This is a genomic window from Listeria farberi, assembly GCF_014229295.1.
Taxonomy (GTDB): Bacteria; Bacillota; Bacilli; order Lactobacillales; family Listeriaceae; genus Listeria; species Listeria farberi.
On record NZ_JAARZL010000003.1, the window covers coordinates 23,778 to 47,220 of the forward strand.

The window sequence follows — 23,443 nt, forward strand, 5'->3', positions numbered from 1 at the left end:
GTGACAAAATGAAAATTGCAGCTTTTGATATCGGTGGAACGGCCCTTAAAATGGGGGTCGTTTTGCCGCATGGTGAAATTATTTTAACAAAATCAGCCGAAATAATCGCGAGTGATGGCGACCATATTTTAGCAGAAATGAAGCTATTTCTTGCTAAAAATACAGACGTGACAGGGATTGCTGTCAGCGCACCAGGCTACGTTAATCCGAAAACCGGGCTTATCACAATGGGCGGCGCTATCCGCAGATTTGATAACTTTAATTTAAAAGAATGGCTCGAAGCGGAAACCAGCCTTCCTGTTGCCATCGAAAATGACGCCAACTGCGCCCTACTTGCTGAAAAATGGCTTGGAAAAGGACAAGATTTGGATGATTTTCTTTGTTTAACTATCGGAACTGGAATTGGTGGCGGTATTTTTTCTAATGGCGCATTGGTTCGCGGCGGCCGTTTCCGAGCTGGCGAGTTTGGTTATATGTTTAGCCAACGCCCAGGTGCATTTCGTCCTGGAAAATATACGCTGAATGAAACTACTACTATGCTCGTTCTTCGCAGACAATACGCAGAGCTAACCGGTCGCCCTTTGAAAGAAATAACTGGTGAAGAGATTTTTGCCAATTATGATGCACATGATCCCATCTCAGAACGACTTATTACTGAGTTTTATACAGGGATTTGTACAGGGCTTTATAATTTGATTTATCTTTTCGATCCAACCCATATTTTTATCGGTGGCGGAATTACAAGTCGCCCTACTTTTATCACGGAACTAAAGCATCACATGGCGAGCTTTGGGCTGCGTGACACGATTATCGAAACAGCCACACATAAAAACCAAGCTGGCCTACTCGGCGCAGTGTATCACTTTTTACAGGAGGAAAATAGACATGAATGAAATGGAAACAGTCATTTTTGGCATGATTAGTCAAGTTGGCTCAGCGAGAAGTAGTTACTTAGAAGGACTTCGCGCAGCTCGTGATGGGAATTTTGAAGAAGCCGAGGCAAAACTAAAAGAAGGTGGCGAAACACTTGCTAATGGTCACCACGAGCATCATAAGCTAATTCAAAAAGAAGCTTCCGGTGAAAAAGTGGAAATTCAGTTACTGCTAATTCATGCAGAGGACTTACTCATCACAACAGAAACATTAAGAGAAGTTGTCACTGAGTTTGTTCACGTATACAAGAAAATAAGTTAATAAAAAAGCGTGTAGACGACAAAATCTACACGCTTTTTATTATTCTAGCTGTTCTTGATTATAATTTTTCTTCGCCATCGCTTCTAACAGAAACAGCACTGGAATCTGGGTCGTAATATTCGTCTTATCCACCATTTCTTGCGTGACGTAATACGGGATATTGACATCAGATAGCTCGGCAAGCGTATTATGGCTCGTATTGGTGATACTAATAATCCGGCTGCCATATTGTTGCATATTTTGCGCTTGTTCAAGCACTTGATCCGTCTCGCCAGACACAGATAATATAATCATTACTGCTTTATTTTTAAATTGTTCTCCCGGATTAGGATAAAATGGATCTTTAATATAAAATGTTCGCTTCTTCATATTGGAGAAAAAACGACTGCCATATTCTGCTAAAATCCCTGAGGTTCCGATTCCGAAAAAAACGACTAAATCTGCTTCATTAATGATCTCTGCCGCTGCATCTAATACTTGATCATAATCACGATTCATTGTCCGTTCAAAGAATTCCTCTAAAACTTCTACAGTATCCGCCGTTTTTTTCTTTACCTTACGTGTTGCTTCTTGTTTTAGCTTCACCTTAAATTCTGAGAAGCCTTCACAACCCAACTTTCTAGTAAAACGAACAATTGATGCTGGTGAAACATGCGTTACCTCCGAAAGTTCGCGCACTCTCATAAACATAACTTTGTCCCGATTGTCCATTATGTAGCGGTATAAATGGTGTTCTGTCTCTGTAAATTGCCTAATCACTTCATACGAAAACATAAATTTATTCACCTCGTCTGTATCAGTATTTCCCGGGAAATAAAAACAGGTGACCACCTCGCAATATGCAATTTAGGTCACCTGTCCGTGTCCATCTTCTTATAAGGATGGAATATTTTTCTTTTTCTTCACATAGAAACGTAGGGCAATAATAATTGCACCACCAACTGTGTTAACAATCGGACTTAACGCTACATTGATATTTGGAGGAATTGTCACTTGCACAATTGTCATTACAAACATCCATACCGCAATGACTCCAACTGCTACTAGTAAGTATTTTATCGTTCCACCTTTTTGTCCTGCACGCATGTTAGATGCGTATTTACGTAAGATAAGCATTGCAAAACCACCGACAACAGCAGTGATTACTAAGACAATAATTCCTAGAGTTTGTGCATTTTTTTGGAAATAAGCACTAATTCCAGAAATCAACATCATCGCTCCAAGTACAAGGAGTCCGCCGTCAAGTACAAGCCACCATTTCTCTGTATTTTGCTCAACTGGTGCAGCTTTCACATCTAAAGAAACAACATATTCTGTTGGTGTTAAATTAAATAATTTTCTTGCTGTGATACCTTTTTTCTGTTCGGCTAAAATCTTTTCACACATTTCGTAAATAATAATTTCTTGTTGCTCTTCAGCGTAATGAGTTCCTCGCAAATGCTTTTCAACTTCCATTACGTATTGCAAATTCCGCTTTGTTAGATTAGCTTTTAAATCAGCTACTGGCGGTTTATTCATTTCTGTGGTCAATGCTAAATCCTCCCTCACTTATTCTATCCTCTATTATACCGGACTTACCTACTATAAAAAAGCTATTTTTTTAATTCGTTTTAGACATTTGGAAAAGTCCGCGCATTTTGTTTAAAATATAAAGTGCTAAAATAAAACTAGCAATCGTCGACCCGATTCCCCAAGAAAGATAACCAATAAAACTTAATTCGGTATCCCCCACTGCTAGATTGGCTATTACCATTCCAATAAACAGTGAAAATAAGATAAGAAAAGGCCATTTCACCCATGAAAAAGCAAATAAATAACCATTACGTTCGATATGTTGCTTTTTGTATAAAACTAAAATAGCAACTACCATACAAGCACTTAATAATGCACTAAAAATAACTGCTCCAAGCGAGGCCGATTCAAAAGAAAATGGGGAAAATACATTTACATAATCCTCAAACTTAAGTAGATTAGTCATTCCATCCTCTCCACCATCTGGCCAAATATATTTATATAAATTATCTAGTGTAGGATTCAATACATTTGGGACTAACATTACACCAAATGCTACCACAGCTGCTGCAATAGGCGATCCAATTAGCAATCCAATCAAAATAGCGACTAAAAAGATGAGAATATAAGTAAATAAACCACCCGCAATATCTGTCCAAAATTTCGCCATTTCTAATTGTATATAATTTGTCGGTATATGTCTGAAGAAGTAAGTCAGTCCAATTCCAATAGATACAAGATAACTCAACGTAATCGTAGCTATACCCATAATCATTTTAACCCCAATAATATGTGTCCGCTTATAAGGAAGCGATGCTGTAAACCGATTTGCTCGTGTGTAACGCTCAAATATAACCGCCAACACTCCTAAAACAAAAACACTTGCTTTAATTAAAGTGAAAAACATCTCTAATTGAAAATAAAACATGAAAGGCATGTACTCTACATATTCTGCCTGAATAAAATTCGTGTACATCGGGATAGCTAAATAAGCTACAGTCAAACTAGTGTTCATTTCTTCATCGGAAGTTTTATATTCTGGGTTTTCTTTTTGCTGTTTTATAAACTCACTTGATTCATAAAAATCCTTTTGACTTTGCCAACGCTCTGCATCTGAAACGAGACCTAAAGTAATTCCTAGAAAAAACAATACCGCTACGCCCAGAAGCATCCATCTCATATTACGCCACTCTCGATACCATAACCCTCGATTAAACATTATTCGCTTCATCCTCACTTTTATGTCTTTAAATCTCGTAATAATCTATCTTGTCATTCGTTAAATGAACCGTAAAAATATCCTCTATAGAAATAGCCATTTCTTCAAATAAAATTGGTTCCTCTAGTCGCAATTGCCTAACAAATTCGTTAGCATTTTCTGTGACTAAAAGCGTGTAAATTCTCCCATTTCGATATAATAATTGAGCATTGTTTTTTACAAAATCAGGTATTTTCTTAGTTTTAAATGCTACCTGGATTTTCACTGCATCATCTCGCATATCATCTAAATAATAATCAAGCTCCAAATGGGCCCCTTTTAAAACAATGACCCGATTAGCAATAGTTTCTAGTTCATCCAGACGATGAGAAGCAATGACAACACTCATTCCACGTTTTTTCACCGTGTCTTTTATAATTGCTAAAATTTGCTTTTTAATAATAACATCTAGCCCATCCATCGGTTCATCTAGCAATAAATAACGAACATCTAAAGAAAAAGCTAAAATAATGAAAAATAATGCTTTTCTTCCTTTTGAAAATGACATTAATTTTGCTTTCATTGGTAATTCAAATTGCTGCATTAAATCATTAAAGAACGTTTCATCAAAAGTAGGATAAATTTTCCTATAAATTTTCACAACCGCCTGTACATTATATGTATTAAAGTGATTCATATTATCTTCCAATAAAAACAACTGCTGTTTGACTTCAGGATGTTCAAAAATACTCTTCCCGTCTATGAAAACATCTCCTTCAACAGGCAAATAAATCCCTGTCATCGTCGAAAAAAGCGTCGTTTTCCCAACACCATTTCTTCCAATAAGTGCCGTTATTTCTCCTGCTTTCAAATCAAATGAAATATCCTTCAAAACCATGTTGTCTTCCATCTTTTTAGTTAAATTCCGAATCTCCATTTTTTCACCTCTTCCACCCATTATATAAGTTCAGTAGTATTTTTTCTACATTTTTTAAAATTTTCTACACTACTGTAAATCACAAACCAATCATTATACTAATTTCACATATTGCGGTAAAATATCTCTATATGAACTTATTTAAAACCCCTGAGGTGAAAACATGATAAAACTTGATATGACGATGCTCGATTCTTTTAAAGAAAACGAAGCTCTCCGGAAACACTTATTTTCTGGTCATTTTGGTTTGGAAAAAGAGAATATACGCGTAACTTCTGATGGAAAGTTGGCTCTTACGCCTCATCCAGCAATTTTTGGTCCAAAAGAAGATAATCCATATATTAAAACCGATTTTTCGGAAAGCCAAATTGAAATGATTACACCTGTAACTGACTCAATTGACGCTGTATATGAATGGCTTGAAAATCTTCATAATATCGTTTCATTACGATCAGAAAACGAACTGCTTTGGCCTTCTAGCAATCCGCCCATTTTGCCCTCGGAAGAAGATATTCCGATTGCAGAATATAAAACGCCAGATAGCCCTGATAGAAAATATCGTGAGCACTTAGCTAAAGGTTACGGTAAAAAAATCCAATTATTATCCGGAATTCATTATAATTTCTCTTTTCCTGAAGCGCTAATTGACGGGCTTCATGCTGAAATCAGCCTTCCTAACGAATCAAAACGTGATTTTAAAAATCGATTATATTTAAAAGTAGCTAAATATTTTATGAAAAATCGTTGGTTGCTTATTTATTTAACTGGTGCGAGTCCAGTCTATCTGGCTGATTTTACAAAAACTGACTATGAAGAGGTACTGCAAGATGGTAGCAAGGCTCTTGATGGTGGAATTTCCCTTCGTAATAGCAACGCTGGCTATAAAAACAAAGAATCACTTTACGTTGATTACAATTCATTTGACGCCTATATTTCGAGTATTTCCAACTACATTGAAGCTGGTAAAATCGAAAGTATGCGCGAGTTTTACAACCCAATCCGCTTAAAAAATGCACATACTGACCAAACTGTCGAAGGTTTAGCAAAACATGGTGTGGAATATTTAGAAATTCGCTCGATTGACTTAAATCCACTTGAACCAAATGGAATTTCCAAGGATGAACTTATTTTTATCCATCTATTTTTAATTAAAGGTTTGCTTTCGGAAGATCGTGAGTTATGCGCGAACAACCAACAACTAGCTGATGAAAATGAAAATAATATCGCTTTAAACGGCCTCGCACAGCCCGCAATTAAAAACTGTGATAACGAGGAAATGTCCCTTGCTGATGCAGGACTTTTAGAATTAAACAAAATGAGCGACTTCATCCAAAGCCTAATTCCTAATGACAACCATTTCCAAACAATTATCGAAAAACAAAAAGAACGCCTGCTACACCCTGAAAAAACGATTGCTGCACAAGTACAAGCACAATCAGCTAAAGAAGGTTACGTCGAATTCCATTTAAACCAAGCTAAAACTTATATGGGAGAAACCGAAGCTTTGGCCTATAAACTTGTTGGCGCAGAAGACATGGAACTTTCCACACAAATCATTTGGAAAGACGCTATCGCACGCGGCATCAAAGTTGACGTATTAGACCGAGCCGAAAACTTCCTTCGTTTCCAAAAAGGCGACCAGGTGGAGTATGTGAAACAAGCTAGCAAAACTTCTAAAGACAACTATGTATCTGTGTTAATGATGGAAAATAAAGTTGTCACCAAGCTTGTACTAGCAGAGCACGGCATTCGCGTTCCATTTGGCGATAGTTTTAGCGACCAAGCTCTTGCACTTGAAGCATTCACTTTATTTGAAGATAAACAAATTGTCGTTAAACCTAAGTCTACCAACTACGGATGGGGAATTAGTATTTTCAAAAACAAATTTACGCTAGAAGATTATCAAGAAGCTTTAAATATCGCATTCAGTTACGATAGCTCTGTTATTATTGAAGAATTTATTCCTGGCGACGAGTTCCGTTTCTTAGTCATTAACGACAAAGTTGAGGCTGTTTTAAAACGCGTACCCGCTAATGTAACAGGAGATGGAATTCACACTATACGAGAACTAGTCGATGAAAAAAACGCTGATCCATTGCGCGGAACGGACCATTTGAAACCACTTGAAAAAATCCGTACTGGTCCTGAAGAAACTCTAATGCTATCCATGCAAAATCTTTCTTGGGATAGTATTCCTAAAGCAGAAGAAATCATCTATCTTCGCGAAAATTCCAACGTCAGCACAGGCGGCGACAGCATTGACTATACCGAAGAAATGGACGATTACTTCAAAGAAATAGCTATTCGTGCCACCCAAGTCCTTGACGCCAAAATTTGCGGCGTAGACATAATTGTTCCACGTGAAACAATGGACCGCGACAAACACGCTATTATCGAGCTAAACTTCAATCCAGCAATGCATATGCACTGCTTCCCTTATCAAGGTGAGAAGAAGAAAATTGGAGATAAGATTTTAGATTTCTTGTTTGAATAAAAAGGACTCCTAGTCAAGGCTAGGAGTCCTTTTTACTTTATTTATATACTTTTTAGCATAAAATCTTTCTGGTGTAGCTTTTTCCTTTTCAGCAAGAACTTTTATTTTTTCATACTGTGATACATCCTTCATTTTTGTAAATGCCGAAATTACTTGAATAGTAACTTCTGAGTCATCTAACAAAACTCCTAACGATGGAGCATATGTCTTTAATCCATATTCTCCAATTAAAATTATTAATGACTGCCGACCTTTACCATATTTAGGTGACAAGCATAATGATAGAAGCCCCTCCATTAGTTTGTTTTCGTCTTTAAATTTTTTTACTTTTAAAATTGGTTCGAAATACTTAAAATTAGCTTTCCATATCATATACTCATATCCACACCAATTTGGCGCCCCATCAACACCTTTTATTGATAAACCTTTTCTTTTCGCTACTAATTCATCACAATATTCTTCATATGCTTCAAGAAAAACAGCTAAAAATTCTTGCTCACTAATTCCCTCTTTATCACATTTATCCTTCTCAAAGAAAGCTATAATATCCTCAAATTCTGTCATGGAACTTAAAGTTATTAAATTCTTTTTTCTTTCTAGTTTTACCTTCAACAACTCTAAAAATGTCATAATAACTCTTCCCATCTTATTTTAGGCATAAATCTTTTAGTAAAATTATAACATCTAATGTAGCTTTATTAGTTGTAGACTTTGTGAACTTTCCAACCTCCAATTACTTTTCTCTATATTAGGCTCTATACCATGAAAAAGAGGGATTGTTGTTCAATATCTAGATAATAGAAGCTTATTTGTAGCTAAATTCAAAATAAAATAAATTAATACAAAGGAGCCCCAGTAGAAAAACAAATTTTCATATCCAAGAAGCAAAACTCTAAATAATATTTTATGAATAAGTACTACTAAGAGTATTAATATGCTGTTTACAAAAGAAATACCAACTATTTTCATCTTATCTCTCCTTTTTCAATATGAATAACACGGTCTGCTTTTCCGGATATTTCCGGGTCATGCGTAACACAAATGATGGTTTTTCCTTGCTTTTTTAACTCTAAAAACAATTCTATGATTTTCTGCTTATTTTTATTATCTAAATTTCCTGTTGGCTCGTCCGCAAGTAATAACTGGAAAGGCTTAAGTAATATTCTCACTATTGCAATCCGTTGTTTTTCTCCACCACTTAATTGATAAACTTTTTTTAACAAATAACTTTCATCTAAGCCCACATAATCAAGATATTTTATCATTAGATTGCGATCTGTTCCTTTTGAAATAGATAAATTATCTTGAACAGTTTCATTTTCCATTAACAAGTAGTTTTGGAATATAAAACCTAATATTTCTTTTTTTAATACCATAATCTCTTTTTTTGAGTGATATTCCGTGTGGTTAATTTTAATTTGCCCACTATCTTTTGCCTCTAAGTGACCTATTATATTTAATAATGTTGTTTTTCCACTTCCACTTTCTCCGACAATTGCAATAAATTCACCAGTTCCAATTGATAGAGAGACTTTTTTCAATATTAATTTATCTTTTATTTTCTTACTAACATTAACTAACTCAATCATATTTTTCACCTTTTAATATGGCTTTAAAATCTTTATTAATTACTTTTTCTTTTAAGAAATAAATAGCAATTAGCTCCATTAAGAGAATAACTACACTAAAATATAAGGCAACCAGTTCTTTACTAATAATAAAAGTGACAACTCCAGAAAAAGCACACACAAACAGATTACTTATAATAAACCATTTACTACTTTGCCAAAACGAATATCCAAACACATGATAAATTAGTTGTTTATATAGATTCTCTCTATAGTAGGACAGTATAAGCAATAACATAAAAGAACATGTGCATATCGCTAGAATTATCGTACCTATCATTTGCTGATATATTTGCCATTTTAAAGCTGTTATTTCACTTGATACTTCTTGGTAAACACTCGTTACATGGGTAATTTCTCTTGCATTTGAATTATTAACAAGTGGCAAAATAGAATTAAACGCATCGCCCTTCGTTTTATCCACAAAATATACAGAAGAAGTTACACGAGCACCAATATTAGATGAATCAATGTTTCCTGTATAGATAATCGCTATTGGATCTGTGATATTCCCCGTTTTCAAATTCCCAGTATTACTGTCATAGGAAAAATAGTCTTGGTTATTTTCCGCATAAATAATATTAACACTTAAGTCTTCCTTACTTAACGCTAAATCAGGCCGATTTAAGGCTTCGTTGTAAATGTTAGCAACCTCTACTTTTTGAAAATAGAAGTAATCAAGAAAAGTATTTTCTATATCTTTCTCGTATTTCCGCTTACTCTTAGGAACAATAATATTCAAAATTTTATCACTGATTATTGCTTCTTTTTCCGCATTCTGACCTTTTACGCTTTTAATTGGATTTAATTTTAAATAATTAAAATCAACCTCTACACTATTCCCATCAGGTGAGTTTATTTCAGTATCTTTTTTCAAATAGGTTTCATAGAAGAAAGTATCATTTTCACTCCGCTGGAAATTATTCGAATACATTAAAAACATCTCTTTTGTAGACGTACCTTCTTCATAAAAAGCACTTAAATTATCGTTTAATTTTCTATCAGCTTTTAAATCATCTTGAATATTCTCTGGCAAAACTCCTACTTTCACTTTAAAAATGTTTTTTGTAGAATCCCATACGTTAATATTAGCTAGCCTAGTATTTAAAGTCTGAAGCGATTGATACGAAGTTATAAAAGTACTAATAAATAAACAGAGCAGCGCAAACTTAATAACCAGATTAATAGTTAATTGCTGTTTTGCTGATTGCACACGCTGGCCTGATTTTGATTGATCAATTTTCTTTATTCTAAGAAATCCAAAAAAACACATCAGAAATAGGATAAAAATAAATAAAAGTACATTAAACAAAAGCAACTTCCACACTATTTCCACTAAGTATATAGATAATCCCTTTGCTAAAACAATACTAACAAAAACTATCAGAATTAATACCATAATAAACAAAGTAAATATAATAGTTTTATTGAATAAAGACTTTAATGTAACTAATTCAGAGTTCCCCCAAACACGATTAACAAACAATCTCTCCTTGGAGTATCTTAAATTGTAGTATATGGCAACAGATAAAATAACGAAACATAAAATCAAAGTCATAAGTAACGGGATATTAATATAATTCCACCAACTTACATTAGCGTTTTTCATAATTATTTCCCCGTACTGCTTGAATTCCTTTAAAAAGGCCTGATAAGTAGCCTTATTATCTAAGCCACTTACATAAAAAGTATTACTTATACCTACATTTTTAATCTGTTCAAAGTCATAAACTTTTATAGACCAATACTTAGAAGGATGATAAATTACACCCGATTGTTTTTTATCACTATTTTCTTCATTAGCCAAAAACTGGTTATTATTGGGATAATCTCCTTTTTTAAGTTTTATATTTGGGGAATATTGACAATTAGAAGCATAAATATTTAAATCGTGTTCACCTAAAAATGTATACTGAGCTATGTTAATATTTTTAGCTTTTGAAAAAGTCTTTATAGAACTATTAAAATCTGAAACCGGATAATTATCGTTATATTTAATTTGAACTTCTGTTTGTTCTTTAAAAAGAAAATCACGCGACAAGATATTAGTAATAAAATTAAAAAACATTACATTACCAACAACAAGCGTGACTAATATGATAATAGAAAGAAATTTTTTCATTAAATCATCCTTAGTTTAATTCTATTCTTTTAATGTAACATGAATGAACAATGTATAACCAAGATTGTAACGAAATGCCCTATTCTCGCCATTAACAACTTAAATAAAAGCTATTTATTATTATTTCTACTCAAATTATGTAAAAAAACAACTTAATTTTTACAGATTCACTTCAAATCAACTCATTATTCACTTTTCTAATCACCATTAAACTAATTAGTCACAAAAATTTCGTTTTAGATACCTTTAAACTAGGATTAAATTTAATTTTTTAACATAATAACTTATATTTTGTTAATTTCCATGTATATTTATCCAAAATATCAATCATCCCTTTATCTTTCTTCCCATCTATACTACAATAACCTTTAAAGGATAAACGGAACTATTCTCCGTTTAAAATAGAAAGGGGTGACTGCATGCTTTTTTATGAGCGTATAAAAATCATGGTCCCACCATTTCCCTGTGAAGGATGTTTTTTTCCCAGATAAATAAATCATACAGGAGAGATTTTTTATGGAAAAAAACATCGAGACAAAGAAAATCAATTTGGCATTACTTGTTTGCCTTGTAGGGTTTCCGCAAATTAGTGAAACTATTTATACACCTTCTTTAACCGAAATTGCTGAGGGCTACGGGGTATCGTTAAATCTGGCTCAGATGACTTTAAGCATTTACTTTCTTGCTTTTGCAGTTGGCGTGTTCTTTTGGGGTGTTAGTTCGGATTATTTAGGGCGACGTAAAGCAATGAATTTTGGGATATTCATCTATATTCTTGGTTGCCTAGTTTGCCTTCTTTCAAATAATATTACTATGCTCTTTATCGGACGATTTGTTCAAGCATTCGGGGCAAGCACGGGTTCCGTTACAACACAGACAATTTTGCGTGACAACTACCACGGCAATGATCGCCACCATTTATTTGCAAAAATATCAGCCGCTTTGGCATTTTCACCGGCAATTGGGCCATTAATTGGTGGATTTATCGGACAATATTACGGCTTTCGTGTGGTATTTTTATTTTTAGTAGTTATGGGAATGGTATTGCTGTTCTGGAGTTTAAAACGACTACCAGAAACAAGAACAGCGAATTCGACCTCCTTTAGCGTGCAGAAAATGGTAGTAATTGGTAAAAAAATGATATTTGATCGCTATACAATTGCTTTTGGGGCGTTAATTGGTATTTTTAATGGAATATTGTTTAGTTACTACTCTGAAGCTCCCACTATTTTTATTGAGAGGTTTCATTTTAATCAGAGTCAGTATGGCTTTATGGGGTGCGCAGTGGCTACGGCAACTATTTTAGGGGCTTGGCTATCTAACTGGCGCTTAAAACATAAGTCGCCACATAAAATTATTAAAGAAGGGATATTGTTAGCTCTTATTAGCACTTTATTTCTTAGCACCGTTGCCCTATTCCCGCTCACTATCCAAGTTATATTCTACATCTTCTTCATTTCTATTATCTTAGTAGGAATTGGCATGGCCTTGCCAAATTGTTTAAGCTTAGCATTAGTAAAATTTCAAGAAGTCGCAGGTACGGCTGGGGCCTTTTTAAGCTTAGGTTATTATGTAATTGTCAGTATTTGTACGTTTTTAATTGGGGTTTTGCATACAGGCTCAATGCTAGTATTTCCAATGTTTTGCACAATACTTCTTCTGATTGCGCTTGTTTGTATAAAATTAGCAACTCGAAAAAATAGCTAACAAAAACAGGAAACTTCTTTTAGCCTCCGTTTTCGCAAATGGCTATAAATAGTTTCCTGTTTTAGATCAAACTTAGACTAGTTGGATTATTTACATCTATTCTCACCTTAAAGTTTGCACTTGATTCTGCGACTACAATATTCTCGTACTCTTCCGTAATACGCACAAACGGATTCGATGCTTCCGAATATAGAACCCAAAGTAAATTCTTATCCGCATCAAGGTAAGCAACAAATCCTTCCGAACCATGGCTTCCCTCTCCTATACAACAATAACAACCACTTGCTAACTCCATTTCATTAAAAATATCTATATGTGTAACATTTGTATAATCCTTTTTATAGACTTCTAAAAAATCAAAATAACTGCCTATCTTGATACTTGGAGTAGGATAATAGTTAATATCAACTTCTAACCCCGTCCCACTTGAAAAATGAATACCGTTTTTAATCAGTAGCTCTTCTCTATCCCATAAATTACTTATCCGTTCCATTAAAATTTCTCCTCTCCTTATATTTCCCGGGTAATAATCTCCTGTAATAACAAAAAAGCATCAAACTCCTGAGAGCTTAATACTTATTTGGTTAAGCTAATTGTTCGTTCATACTTTCCATTTGAGCAAGGAAGGCTTTTTGCCATTTTTTCTCGTTTAGGAATTCAATTGGAAACTGAGGATCGATTGTAGTTAGGATTTTAGCCCATGCATCTGTACGTAATGAAGATGCTTGACGAATCGCGATAACAAACATTACTATTGTCCCAGCAATCAAAAATAAAATTAAAATAATACCTACAATGATTGCAGCTGTGATATTTTGGTTTATTGCAAAGAAGTACGTTAGATAACCTAAAATAAATGCTATTACAAAGAAACTACCGATAAAAATAAAGGTTTTCTTACGGCTACCTCTATAAGTAGAAATACCTAGTGCTGCTTCCAGTAATGCCATTTGACGAACAGGATTATTCTTCTTTGCAACTTGAATACCATATTTATCAATTAGTAAATGCGCTGCTTTTCTTTCCTCTTTGTTATTTTTTGGCATAATTACTAGAAGAACAACAAAAAATGCTATAACCATTAATTGTATCAAAAAAAACACTCCTATAATAAAATTTATAATTAATTATAGCATTATTGCACTCTCTGCAAATTGTATATTTTGTGAATTAATTAGCAAAGGCAATTTAACCAAATTCGTTTATATATTGACAAAACCGCTTCATATGGTACTTGTTTCACTTGAAATGCATTTATTATCATCCTCGATTAATATATTCAAAATATAAATCTCCTCAAATACTAGCTTGATACTTTTTGAATTAACTTAAAAAAACAATCTTTTGACACCCTTGCTCGTCAAAAGATTGTTTCACGTGAAACATATTAAACGTTAAAGCGGAAATGAACGACATCCCCATCTTTCATTTCGTATTCTTTACCTTCTAAGCGTACTTTACCAGCTTCTTTTGCTGCTTGCTCTGAACCATATTCAAGCAATGCGTCATAGGCAACAACTTCAGCGCGAATGAATCCACGTTCAAAATCAGTATGGATAATTCCGGCACATTGTGGTGCTTTCATGCCTTTGATAAAAGTCCAAGCGCGAACTTCTTGAACACCTGCTGTGAAGTAAGTTGCTAAGCCAAGTAATGTATACGCGGAACGAATTAATTGGTCTAAGCCGGATTCTTCAATTCCAAGCGCTTCTAAAAACTCGAGCTTATCTTCATCTTCTAACTCAGCAATTTCTTCTTCGGCACGAGCACAAACAACGATAACTTCGGAGTTTTCACTCGCAGCGAATTCACGCACTTGTTGGACATATTTGTTATCGTCCGGGCTAGAAACGTCTTCTTCACTTACGTTAGCTACATATAAAACAGGCTTTCTTGTAAGCAAGAAAAGATTGCGAACGATTTTTTCTTCTTCTTCGTTAAATTCAATTGCACGAGCTGGCTTGTCATTTTCGAAAGCCTCGCGTAATTTAACTAAAACATTATATTCAGCGACTGCATCTTTATCTTTTTGTTTAGAAAGCTTCTCCACACGCCCAATACGCTTCTCTACGGTTTCCAAATCTGCTAAGATAAGTTCTAAGTTGATTGTAGAAATATCGTCTAGCGGGTCTACTCGGCCTTCTACGTGAGTAATGTTTTCGTCATCAAAACAACGAGTTACATGGCAAATCGCATCTACTTGGCGAATATGGGATAAGAATTTGTTTCCAAGTCCTTCGCCTTTACTAGCACCTTTTACAATTCCAGCGATATCTGTAAATTCAAAAGTTGTTGGAACGGTTTTTTTCGGTTTTACAAGTTCCGTTAGTTTGTTTAATCTGTGGTCAGGAACTTCAACAATTCCTACGTTCGGGTCAATCGTCGCAAACGGATAATTCGCAGCCTCTGCTCCTGCTTTTGTGATTGCATTAAAAAGTGTCGATTTCCCAACATTAGGAAGCCCGACAATACCAGCTGTAAGTGCCATTATATATAAACTCCTTTTCATTAACTTCATTTTGAAACGCCCGTTAAATGGACATTTTTTCACTAACGTATATTATAAAGGTTTTTCAAATAAAAAGCCACCCACCAAAAAACGAAAACCCTTTAATCAGTAAAGGATTTTCGTTTTCATTATTTCATTTCTTTCCAAATAGCAATCATCTCATAAGCTACATCGCGTAATGTATAGGTCGTCATAAATTGATCTTCCGCGTGCATGAAGAGGATGGAAATTTGTACGTCTCCGCCATCTGCCTCTTTTTGAATAAGCTGTACATGGTTTTTGTGACCTTCACTAAGAAATTCATTGGCTTCGTCTATTTTTTTATATGCCTCTGTAAAATTTCTTTGTCTTCCCAATTTCATTGCCTCAATAATACAACTTCTTGCGGCGCCAACAGAACTAATTATTTGAAATGATGCGAGTTCCATTCCTTCCATTTTTGCTTAACCTCCTATGATTGAAACTCGCCCTACTAACTTAGTATCAGAACTTCCACCCACGAAAATTTCTATACCACCGGGCTCCACCTCATATTTGTTGTTAATCGACCATATTTCAAAGGCTGATTTATCCAACTTAAATGTGACTGAAGTTGTTTCATTCTCTCTAATTCGAACCTTTTTAAAAGCTTTTAGTTCTTTTTTCCTTCTAGTAATGCTTGCTTCCATATCATGGATGTAAAGCTGAATTACTTCCTCACCGACCAAATCGGTAGTATTTTTCACATTTACTGTTACCTCGACGTTTTGTCCGCTAAGTAGTTCCGATATTTTTATCGTATTTTGTTTTATTTGTAAGTCTTGATATTCAAAAATGCTATAACTTAAGCCATAACCAAACGGATAAAGTGGCTTACCAGTTAAATCAAAATAATCTTCTTTGTACTCCACTGCCTTTTGATTATAGTAAATTGGTATCTGCCCAGATGACCTTGGTATACTGACAGGCAATTTACCCGAGGGATTGTAGTGACCAAAAAGAACTTCAGCAACTGCCGTCCCGCCCATGCTTCCTGGATACCAAGCAGTAAGAATGGCATCTGCTTGTTGATCAATTTCGGGGATAGCAATTGGTCTTCCTTGAATCATAACAACAATTACTGGTTTTCCAGTGCGTTTCATCGCGGAAAATAAATCTAGTTGGGCTTTCGGGAGAGTAATATCAGAAACATCGACATTTTCACCAGCATCCATGTTAGGCCCTTTAGAGCTAACCGCACCATTATTTAAAAATTCCATATCAAAATTTCGTGCACTTGAACCGCCAAGAACCATAACAATCGCATCAGCATCTTTAGCAATTATCTCTGCTTTTTGAACCCCACCATCAAGTTCTTCGCGAATTTCAGCACCTTTTTCAGAAAGAATTTCCCAATTTTTTGGAAGTAATTTTTTCATTCCTTCTAAGACTGTGACACATGCAGATTCATTTTGCGGAGCTGTATAGTCACCTAATTGGTTATAAAGGGCATCTATGCTAGGCCCGACAACAGCTAATTTTTTTCGTTCACCAACAAGCGGTAAAGTAGCAAAGTCATTTTTCAAAAGACAAATACCTTCTCTAGCTACTTGTAAATTTAGTTGTCTCCAATCAAACTTCGGTTCTTGAATGTCTTCTTCCACAAATGGTTGTTCAAATAGACCTAATTGGAATTTCACTTGGAGCACTCGCCTTACAGCGTCATCAACAATCTTTTCATCAAGGATTCCTTTTTCCACGCTTTCTTCAAGAAATGGAAACACTTCATCCCACAAACTCAAATCCACACCGGCTTCAAGAGCCATTTTTGCGGCTTTTTTTGGATCAGGATTTAGTTTTAATAATCTATCAAGTGCACAGCCATCTGCCATAACAATTCCGGAAAAACCCATTTCTTCTCGCAAAATAGTTGTTAAAAGCTCTTTGTTCGCGTGGCATGGCACCCCGTCAATCTCGTTGTAAGCTGCCATGACGCCAAGAGCGCCACTTCTAATCCCTGCTCGCATTGGATCCAAGAAAATTTCTCTAAGTTCCCGCATGCCAATAGAAACTGGTCCAGAATTATGCCCACCAATAGGCTCTCCTTGTGCTGCAAAATGTTTTAAAATAACAGCAATTTTCCCGCTCGCTTGAAATCCTTCTGTAATTGCCGCTGTTAATTCCGCTGCAAGGTATGGATCTTCACCGTAACACTCTTCAGCGCGTCCCCAACGTGGGTCTCGAAGTATGTCTAATGCTGAAGCGAGCGCTAGATGAACTCCCTTTTCGGAAATTTCTTCAGCAATCGCACAAGCGACCTGTTTTTGCAACTCTGGATTAAAAGAAGCAGCTCGAGCTAAATTTACCGGATAAGACTCGCTATCTAAGGCTTGATGTCCATGTGGAACTTCTTCAGCCAATAAAACCGGAATCCCCAGACGCGTATTTTCCATCACATAACGCTGGATTTTATTGGCTACTTTACCAGCATTTTTCCGACTTACTCCTGTATCTTTATTCATTTTCGACCATGGATCAGCACGAAACAGTCCGTATAGAGCACCTACTCCTTCAAAACGAGCCACTTCATCTTTAAACTTTTCTGTGAGTTGAAATGTTTCACCATCGCGCAAGAAAGCTTCCCAGCCATACATACGCTGGTTTAATTGACCACATTTTTCCGCCAGAGTCATTTTGGAAAGTAAGTCTTCTACCCGCTCTGAAACAGATTTAGTCTTATCCAAATAAATCACCATTTTTTCTCCTCCTTGCTAAAAAACTAGGATTTTTATAGTAAACTAATTGCTAAATCTAATACTTTTTCCCCGTTCATACGACCATAATCGACTATATCAATAACTGCTACTGATACATTATCACCAACTGTGTCTATGACCTTATCTTTCATATAATTCACTTGCGGTCCAAGTAAAATCGCATCTGCTTTCCGCCAATTTTTTTCAAAATCTGTTTCTGAAATGGCCCAAATAGTTAATTCTAAATGACGTTCTTCTACAACGCGTTCCATTTTTCTTACTAAAACGCTTGTAGACATTCCCGCGTTACACATCAGCATAATATTTTTCATGAAAACTCCTCCAATTAGGCTTTAATTCGATCATTGGCTTTTAAGAATGGCAGGTAAAGAAGTACGCAGACGCCAATCAAGAAAATTTGGAATACTGCAGCGCGCCAGTCCCCACCTGTCGCAAGGAATCCCGAAGCAACAACAGGTGTCGTCCATGGAACCATTACGACTACTTCTGAAATCATATGCAGTTTTGTCGCGAAGTAGGCTAAACATAAGCAAAGCGGTGTTGAAATAATGAACGGAATCATTAAACTCAAGTTATATACAATCGGAAGGCCAAATACGACAGGTTCATTGATATTAAACAGACCCGGAGCCGCAGATAAAGTAGCTATTTCGCGATAATCTTTTCGTTTTGACCAAATAAAAATTGCTATTAATAGCGCAATGGTATTTCCGCCCCCTCCCATTACACCAAACACATCACGGAAAGTAGTGTTAATGATATGCGGAATTTCTGTATGATTTGCAAATGCTGTCATATTTTCTTGCATATTTGCCAAAAGAACTGGGTCCATAATTGGTCCTAAAATCCCACTCCCAGCAATACCGATAGAATAAAGCATTTGTGATATCGTCATTAACGTTAGGAACCCTGGAACACTTGTAACAAGGAACGTTAACGGCTTTTGAATAATTGCGCTGATCAAAGAATATAGATTCAAGTTGAATAATGTCACGACTAAGAATGAAATAAACGCAAAAATGAGTATTGTTAACATTGTCGGAATAAGCACATTGAACGATTTAATTACTGCTGGCGGCACGCTATCCCCAGAAATATGAATTTTCATTTTTTCACTCTTAGAAAGACGAATAAATACTTCTGTTGAAAGTAGTGCTGTTACAATCCCAACAAACATCCCCGCCGAACCCATTAAAGCTATTGGCAAGACTCCTGTAACTTCAACAGATTTCTCTGCACCAATAGGAATCACGTCTGTCACTGCCGGAATAAAAATAACAATCAGGGCGATCGTCATTAGAGCTGGGGCAAAAGGATTTTCAAACTTCCGGTTTTGCGCTAAAAAGTAAGCAACCGAAGCTCCAATCAAAATAGTAATAATTCCTAAAGTCCCGTTCACAATACTGTTACCTAGCCCCTGCCAAGTCGTAAGTGTTTCAGAACTAATAATTGCGGACATAAAACCATCCGGCTTGATAATAACGTTATTAATTAAAACCATAAATCCTGCTAACATAATAAAAGGTAAGATAGTAGCAAATGCATCACGCATAGACTTTAAATGAATTTGATTTCCAAGTTTCTGCGATAACCAACTTAATTTCTCGATGAATTTTTTCAATTTATTATACCTCCTTTGATATTACAATAAGTGTAGCGCTTTCTTTTTATTAAATAAATCTAGTCTTTTTCCGCATCTATATATTATATGCGGAAATAAAAAAGACTCGCCAACTTTTTATCAAAAAAGTTTAACGAGCCTCTTTGTCATAACGTTTGTAACACGCGCATAAATTCATCAAATTGAGTTACACGTTTTAGCTCTCCCATCGCTTTTGGACTTTCCACTAAATTACTAATAAGCTCATAGACTGTTGCAAGCTGTTCTTGTTGTTTATTTTTCACCGCCAACATAAAAACAACTTGTGCCTTATCTTCCTCATTCCACTCGACTCCTCCACCATTACAAATGCAAACTGCAATAACTGTTTCTTCTACATTCGCTTCAATGGGATGTGGTGCCGCAAGCCCATTGCCTAAATAAGTCGGCACAATTTCCTCCCGCTCCAAAAGTGATGGTAAATAATCTTCGCCAACTATTTTATTTTCCAACAAAAGATTCGCTAAATCAATCACTACTTGTTCTTTATTCTTCTTATCACTAATTAAAAAAAGCGATTCCTTAAAAACCTTATCCACTTCAAATTGGTCCTTTGCCTCACTTTGTTTCATTAATACAGTAATATTACGAATATCTGCTTTCGTCAAAAATGGTGAAACTTGGATAAAAGGATGTAACTTCTTTCGCAGTGGCACTGTAGAGATAACAAAATCACATGCCACTTTGCTCTGTTCATATTCTTTAAAGGAGTATACACCAACTATTTCAAGCGTATTCTCAAACTCTTTTCGAACTTTAGATTCCAAAAGTTGCGACGTCCCTAAACCAGAAGCGCATACAATTAACACTTTTTGCTTCTCCGTCTCTATTTCTTTATCTAAGCCATATAAAAAATGAATAGCTAAATATCCTACTTCGGCTTCATCCACGTTTGTTTTCAACTCTTGCTCAAGCACTTCCTTTGCAACCAATCCGAGTTCAAAAGCTAACGGATAATTAGCCTTTAGATTCTTCAAATAAGGGTTTTGTATATTCATATTAAATTTAATTCGATTAATAGCCGGTTTTAAATGCAGTGCAATATTTGAAATCATTTTTTGATCTTGCCTGAAATCATAACCATAAAGCTCTTTAATTTTCGCCAAGATTTTATCAACAACGATATATTCTCGGTAATTATTAAAATCACTTTTTCTATTTTTAGAACTAAGATGTAATAGCATATAGGAAATTTCGCTTTCCGGAAAACAAATGCCTTCTGAGCGATCAATTTCTTTTATAATACCTTGAGCCGCTCGTAATTCCGGCATACTAAACTCAACATCTTCCAAATCTGTAGCAGTCACATAACAATTATCTTTCACGCGACATACCGCAATGGCAATGTGTATAATCAAATTTTTAACGGAAATATCCGTCATATGAATATTGTATTTCGCTATATTAGAAAAAACAATTTGTTCAATCATTTCTAAATTAACTTCTTCAAAAAACTTCTTTTCCGTTTCTGTAATAAGTGGACTTGTAGACTCCACTAACAAATATTTGGAAAAACAAAAACGAATAGCAAGCTCCGCGCCAGTGATTCTAATTCCATAGCCAGCTCGTTTTTCTAATTTGAGCTGGTTATCTTTTAGTTTTCGTTTCACTTCTAAAATATCTAGATTTATCGTAGACTTACTAACAAACAATTCGTCTGACAACGTTTCTAGTTTTACATAGTCATTTTTTAATAATAGATATCGAATAATGTAATCTGCTCTATCCTCTGCAAACATCGGCACAATATTCATGTTAGCTCTTCCCACCGACTCATCCAAAAGGGTCTCTCTAAGTGTTTTTTCATCACTAAGAACCAGTCGATACCCAACACCGGGAAGTGATTCAATCTGATTTCCACCTGAAGCTAGTATTTGATTAATTGCTTTAATATCATTTCTAATTGTCCGAGGATTAACAGTTAAAGCTTCTCCTAATTCTCTTCCGCTAATAAATTCCATCTTTAAGTAAAGCATATGAACTATCTGTTTCCACCTTGGTAATGATAACTTTGAAGCACTCACGCAGCTCCACTCCTCACGGCAATTAATTTAAGCTATATAATTCTGATTATAAGCCTATTGCCCAAGAACAACAAGCTTTCCAAAAAAAATACAGATACAATTAAGTTATTAGCTTAAAATGTTTCACGTGAAACACTAAAAAACGAAAACCCTAAAAGGATTTTCGTTTTAATTTTACTTATTTTAAATCTACCACATGTTCTTCAAGATCAATACCCGTTCCAGCAGCCACTCGACTAGCGAATTCTGGCTCTATTTGATAAAAGTTTCGTAAGTTACGAATTTTAATATCATCGCGCACACCAGACCAATCGTCGACAATATTTTTCACAAGAGCTGTACGTTCCGCATCTGAATAGCGATCCCACACTTCTTTTGCATGACCAAAGTTATTTGGTTTTTCAGCAATAAGTCGCCCAGAAATATCACCGCGAATGTCTTGTTCTTGTTCAATAAAAGCTGGATTTTCTTTTGGTTCAGTCTCATAACTATTTGGCTCGTAATTAATTGAACTCGTTTGTTGTTTAAACGGCATATTACCATCCCGTTGGTTGTTTGCAACAGGTGTTTTCGGGCTGTTAATAGGCAGTTGCAAGTAGTTAGGGCCTACGCGGTGTCTTTGGGTGTCGGAATAAGAGAACAATCTTCCTTGCAGTAAACGGTCTTCAGAAGGAAGCATACCGCGAACAAGTACCCCTGGATTAAATCCAACCGATTCAGTCTCTGCAAAAATATTATCTGGATTCCGATTAAGTGTCATTGTCCCTACAAGTTCATACGGGAAAACGTCCTCAAACCAATCTTTTGTTGCATCTAGTGGGTTAAAGTCAAAGCTGTCTAAGTCTTTCGGGTCTAACACTTGCACATATAAATCCCATTCAGGATAGTCTCCATTTTCAATTGCTTCATACAAGTCGCGACTCGCATGGTTAAATTCTTTTGCTTGAATTTGCGCAGCTTGTTCGGTTGAAAGGTTTACAATTCCTGCTTTTGGTACCCAGCGCAATTTTACGTAAACCGTTTTCCCCTCTTCATTAATCCATTTAAACGCATGAACACTTGAACCACGGATTTCACGATACGAAGCCGGAGTTCCTTCATCACTAAATAAATACATAATCATGGTAGTAGCTTCAGGACTTAAACTAAAGAAATCCCAGTAGCGGTTACCATCTTGAATATTCGTGCGTGGATCAGGTTTCAAAGAATGAATAACATCCGGAAACTTAATCGCGTCACGAATAAAGAATACCGGCAAGTTATTCCCAACAAAATCATAATTTCCCTCTTCCGTATAAAACTTAACAGAGAATCCACGCGGGTCACGCAAAGTTTCTGGTGAATGCTGACCATGAATTACCGTTGAAAAGCGAGCAAAAACCTCTGTTTCTGCCCCTTCTTCTTGTAAAAAATTAGCGATAGTATATTTTTTCATACTTTTTTTAGTAACAAATTTCCCATGAGCACCAGCACCTCGAGCATGCACAACTCGCTCTGGTACACGTTCTCTATCAAAATGCGCTAATTTCTCAATTAGCACATAATCTTCTAATAAAGTTGGTCCCTTAAGTCCCGCAGTCATCGAATTTTGGTTATCGCCAACCGGTGTACCTTGGTTTGTTGTTAAATTTTTTCTCTCTGTCATATGTAAATACCTCCATTAGAATACTATATCATTTTATTTATAATTATTATCAAATGATACTATTTATATTCTAAAGAA

Annotated in this window: 21 protein-coding genes; 4 read left to right on the forward strand and 17 right to left on the reverse strand. The window is 35.5% G+C overall.

Annotated features, from left to right (window positions below):
• Positions 1-8: 8 nt before the first annotated feature.
• Together bglK and HCB38_RS09475 are read left to right on the forward strand one after the other, a co-directional pair.
• A complete protein-coding gene (gene bglK, locus HCB38_RS09470) occupies positions 9-893 on the forward strand; it encodes a beta-glucoside kinase (protein ID WP_185319684.1) in 885 nt (294 codons plus the stop codon).
• On the forward strand, positions 886-1,194 hold the full coding sequence (locus HCB38_RS09475) for a PTS sugar transporter subunit IIA (RefSeq protein ID WP_185319683.1): 309 nt from the start codon (positions 886-888) through the stop codon (positions 1,192-1,194). The genes bglK and HCB38_RS09475 overlap by 8 nt, the downstream gene beginning before the upstream one ends.
• A 39-nt stretch (positions 1,195-1,233) precedes the next feature.
• Here HCB38_RS09475 and HCB38_RS09480 read toward each other — a convergent pair whose 3' ends face one another.
• The 4 genes from HCB38_RS09480 to HCB38_RS09495 form a co-directional block, all read right to left on the reverse strand.
• Positions 1,234-1,968 (reverse strand): MurR/RpiR family transcriptional regulator, encoded by a 735-nt coding sequence (locus HCB38_RS09480; protein ID WP_185319682.1) that lies wholly within the window; start codon positions 1,966-1,968, stop codon positions 1,234-1,236.
• Positions 1,969-2,067: 99 nt separating this feature from the next.
• A complete protein-coding gene (locus HCB38_RS09485; RefSeq protein ID WP_185319816.1) occupies positions 2,068-2,712 on the reverse strand; it encodes a DUF1129 domain-containing protein in 645 nt (214 codons plus the stop codon).
• 82 nt (positions 2,713-2,794) lie between these two features.
• On the reverse strand, positions 2,795-3,925 hold the full coding sequence (locus HCB38_RS09490) for a permease (protein ID WP_185638344.1): 1,131 nt from the start codon (positions 3,923-3,925) through the stop codon (positions 2,795-2,797).
• Positions 3,926-3,953: 28 nt separating this feature from the next.
• On the reverse strand, positions 3,954-4,841 hold the full coding sequence (locus tag HCB38_RS09495; RefSeq protein ID WP_185638346.1) for an ATP-binding cassette domain-containing protein: 888 nt from the start codon (positions 4,839-4,841) through the stop codon (positions 3,954-3,956).
• Between the two features lie 163 nt (positions 4,842-5,004).
• On the opposite strand from HCB38_RS09495, the gene gshAB reads away from it, so the two are divergent.
• Entirely contained in the window at positions 5,005-7,335 is a 2,331-nt protein-coding gene (gshAB, locus tag HCB38_RS09500; RefSeq protein WP_185638348.1) for a bifunctional glutamate--cysteine ligase GshA/glutathione synthetase GshB, read from the forward strand.
• A 9-nt stretch (positions 7,336-7,344) separates the two neighbouring features.
• On the opposite strand, the gene HCB38_RS09505 is transcribed toward gshAB, so the two are convergent.
• From HCB38_RS09505 to HCB38_RS09520, 4 genes are all read right to left on the reverse strand, one after another.
• On the reverse strand, positions 7,345-7,965 hold the full coding sequence (locus HCB38_RS09505; RefSeq protein ID WP_221630446.1) for a hypothetical protein: 621 nt from the start codon (positions 7,963-7,965) through the stop codon (positions 7,345-7,347).
• 153 nt (positions 7,966-8,118) lie between these two features.
• Positions 8,119-8,304 (reverse strand): bacteriocin-like WGxF protein, encoded by a 186-nt coding sequence (locus HCB38_RS09510; protein WP_185560804.1) that lies wholly within the window; start codon positions 8,302-8,304, stop codon positions 8,119-8,121.
• Positions 8,301-8,924 (reverse strand): ATP-binding cassette domain-containing protein, encoded by a 624-nt coding sequence (locus HCB38_RS09515; RefSeq protein ID WP_185560805.1) that lies wholly within the window; start codon positions 8,922-8,924, stop codon positions 8,301-8,303. Before HCB38_RS09515 ends, HCB38_RS09510 begins: the two co-directional genes overlap by 4 nt.
• Entirely contained in the window at positions 8,917-11,085 is a 2,169-nt protein-coding gene (locus tag HCB38_RS09520; RefSeq protein ID WP_185638350.1) for a DUF1430 domain-containing protein, read from the reverse strand. Before HCB38_RS09520 ends, HCB38_RS09515 begins: the two co-directional genes overlap by 8 nt.
• A gap of 516 nt (positions 11,086-11,601) precedes the next feature.
• Between HCB38_RS09520 and HCB38_RS09525 the strand changes: the two genes are divergently transcribed.
• The gene (locus tag HCB38_RS09525; RefSeq protein ID WP_185560808.1) at positions 11,602-12,792 is read left to right on the forward strand and encodes a multidrug effflux MFS transporter; all 1,191 of its coding nucleotides are present in this window, start codon (positions 11,602-11,604) and stop codon (positions 12,790-12,792) included.
• Between the two features lie 61 nt (positions 12,793-12,853).
• Here the strand turns inward: HCB38_RS09525 and HCB38_RS09530 are convergent, their stop codons facing one another.
• The 9 genes from HCB38_RS09530 to HCB38_RS09570 all read right to left on the reverse strand — a co-directional run bounded on the left by HCB38_RS09530 (position 12,854) and on the right by HCB38_RS09570 (position 23,365).
• Entirely contained in the window at positions 12,854-13,285 is a 432-nt protein-coding gene (locus HCB38_RS09530) for a hypothetical protein (protein WP_185314743.1), read from the reverse strand.
• A gap of 91 nt (positions 13,286-13,376) precedes the next feature.
• Complete coding sequence (locus tag HCB38_RS09535) at positions 13,377-13,886, reverse strand: hypothetical protein (protein ID WP_185314742.1); 510 nt, start codon at positions 13,884-13,886, stop codon at positions 13,377-13,379.
• 293 nt (positions 13,887-14,179) lie between these two features.
• Positions 14,180-15,280 (reverse strand): redox-regulated ATPase YchF, encoded by a 1,101-nt coding sequence (gene ychF / locus HCB38_RS09540; RefSeq protein ID WP_003722138.1) that lies wholly within the window; start codon positions 15,278-15,280, stop codon positions 14,180-14,182.
• A gap of 149 nt (positions 15,281-15,429) precedes the next feature.
• Positions 15,430-15,738, reverse strand: a complete 309-nt coding sequence (locus HCB38_RS09545; RefSeq protein WP_185319676.1) for a PTS sugar transporter subunit IIA — start codon at positions 15,736-15,738, stop codon at positions 15,430-15,432.
• A 6-nt stretch (positions 15,739-15,744) separates the two neighbouring features.
• Positions 15,745-18,015 (reverse strand): glycoside hydrolase family 3 N-terminal domain-containing protein, encoded by a 2,271-nt coding sequence (locus HCB38_RS09550; RefSeq protein WP_185638352.1) that lies wholly within the window; start codon positions 18,013-18,015, stop codon positions 15,745-15,747.
• Between the two features lie 32 nt (positions 18,016-18,047).
• Positions 18,048-18,347, reverse strand: coding sequence for a PTS sugar transporter subunit IIB (locus HCB38_RS09555; protein WP_185319674.1), 300 nt, complete (start codon positions 18,345-18,347; stop codon positions 18,048-18,050).
• Positions 18,348-18,361: 14 nt separating this feature from the next.
• Positions 18,362-19,657: a PTS sugar transporter subunit IIC gene (locus HCB38_RS09560; RefSeq protein ID WP_003768711.1), complete on the reverse strand. Its 1,296-nt coding sequence runs from the start codon at positions 19,655-19,657 to the stop codon at positions 18,362-18,364.
• A 146-nt stretch (positions 19,658-19,803) separates the two neighbouring features.
• Positions 19,804-21,720: a BglG family transcription antiterminator gene (locus HCB38_RS09565; RefSeq protein WP_185619175.1), complete on the reverse strand. Its 1,917-nt coding sequence runs from the start codon at positions 21,718-21,720 to the stop codon at positions 19,804-19,806.
• A gap of 178 nt (positions 21,721-21,898) precedes the next feature.
• Positions 21,899-23,365 carry a catalase gene (locus tag HCB38_RS09570; RefSeq protein WP_185607941.1) on the reverse strand — a complete coding sequence of 489 codons (1,467 nt, stop codon included), beginning with the start codon at positions 23,363-23,365 and terminating at the stop codon, positions 21,899-21,901.
• Positions 23,366-23,443 lie beyond the last annotated feature (78 nt).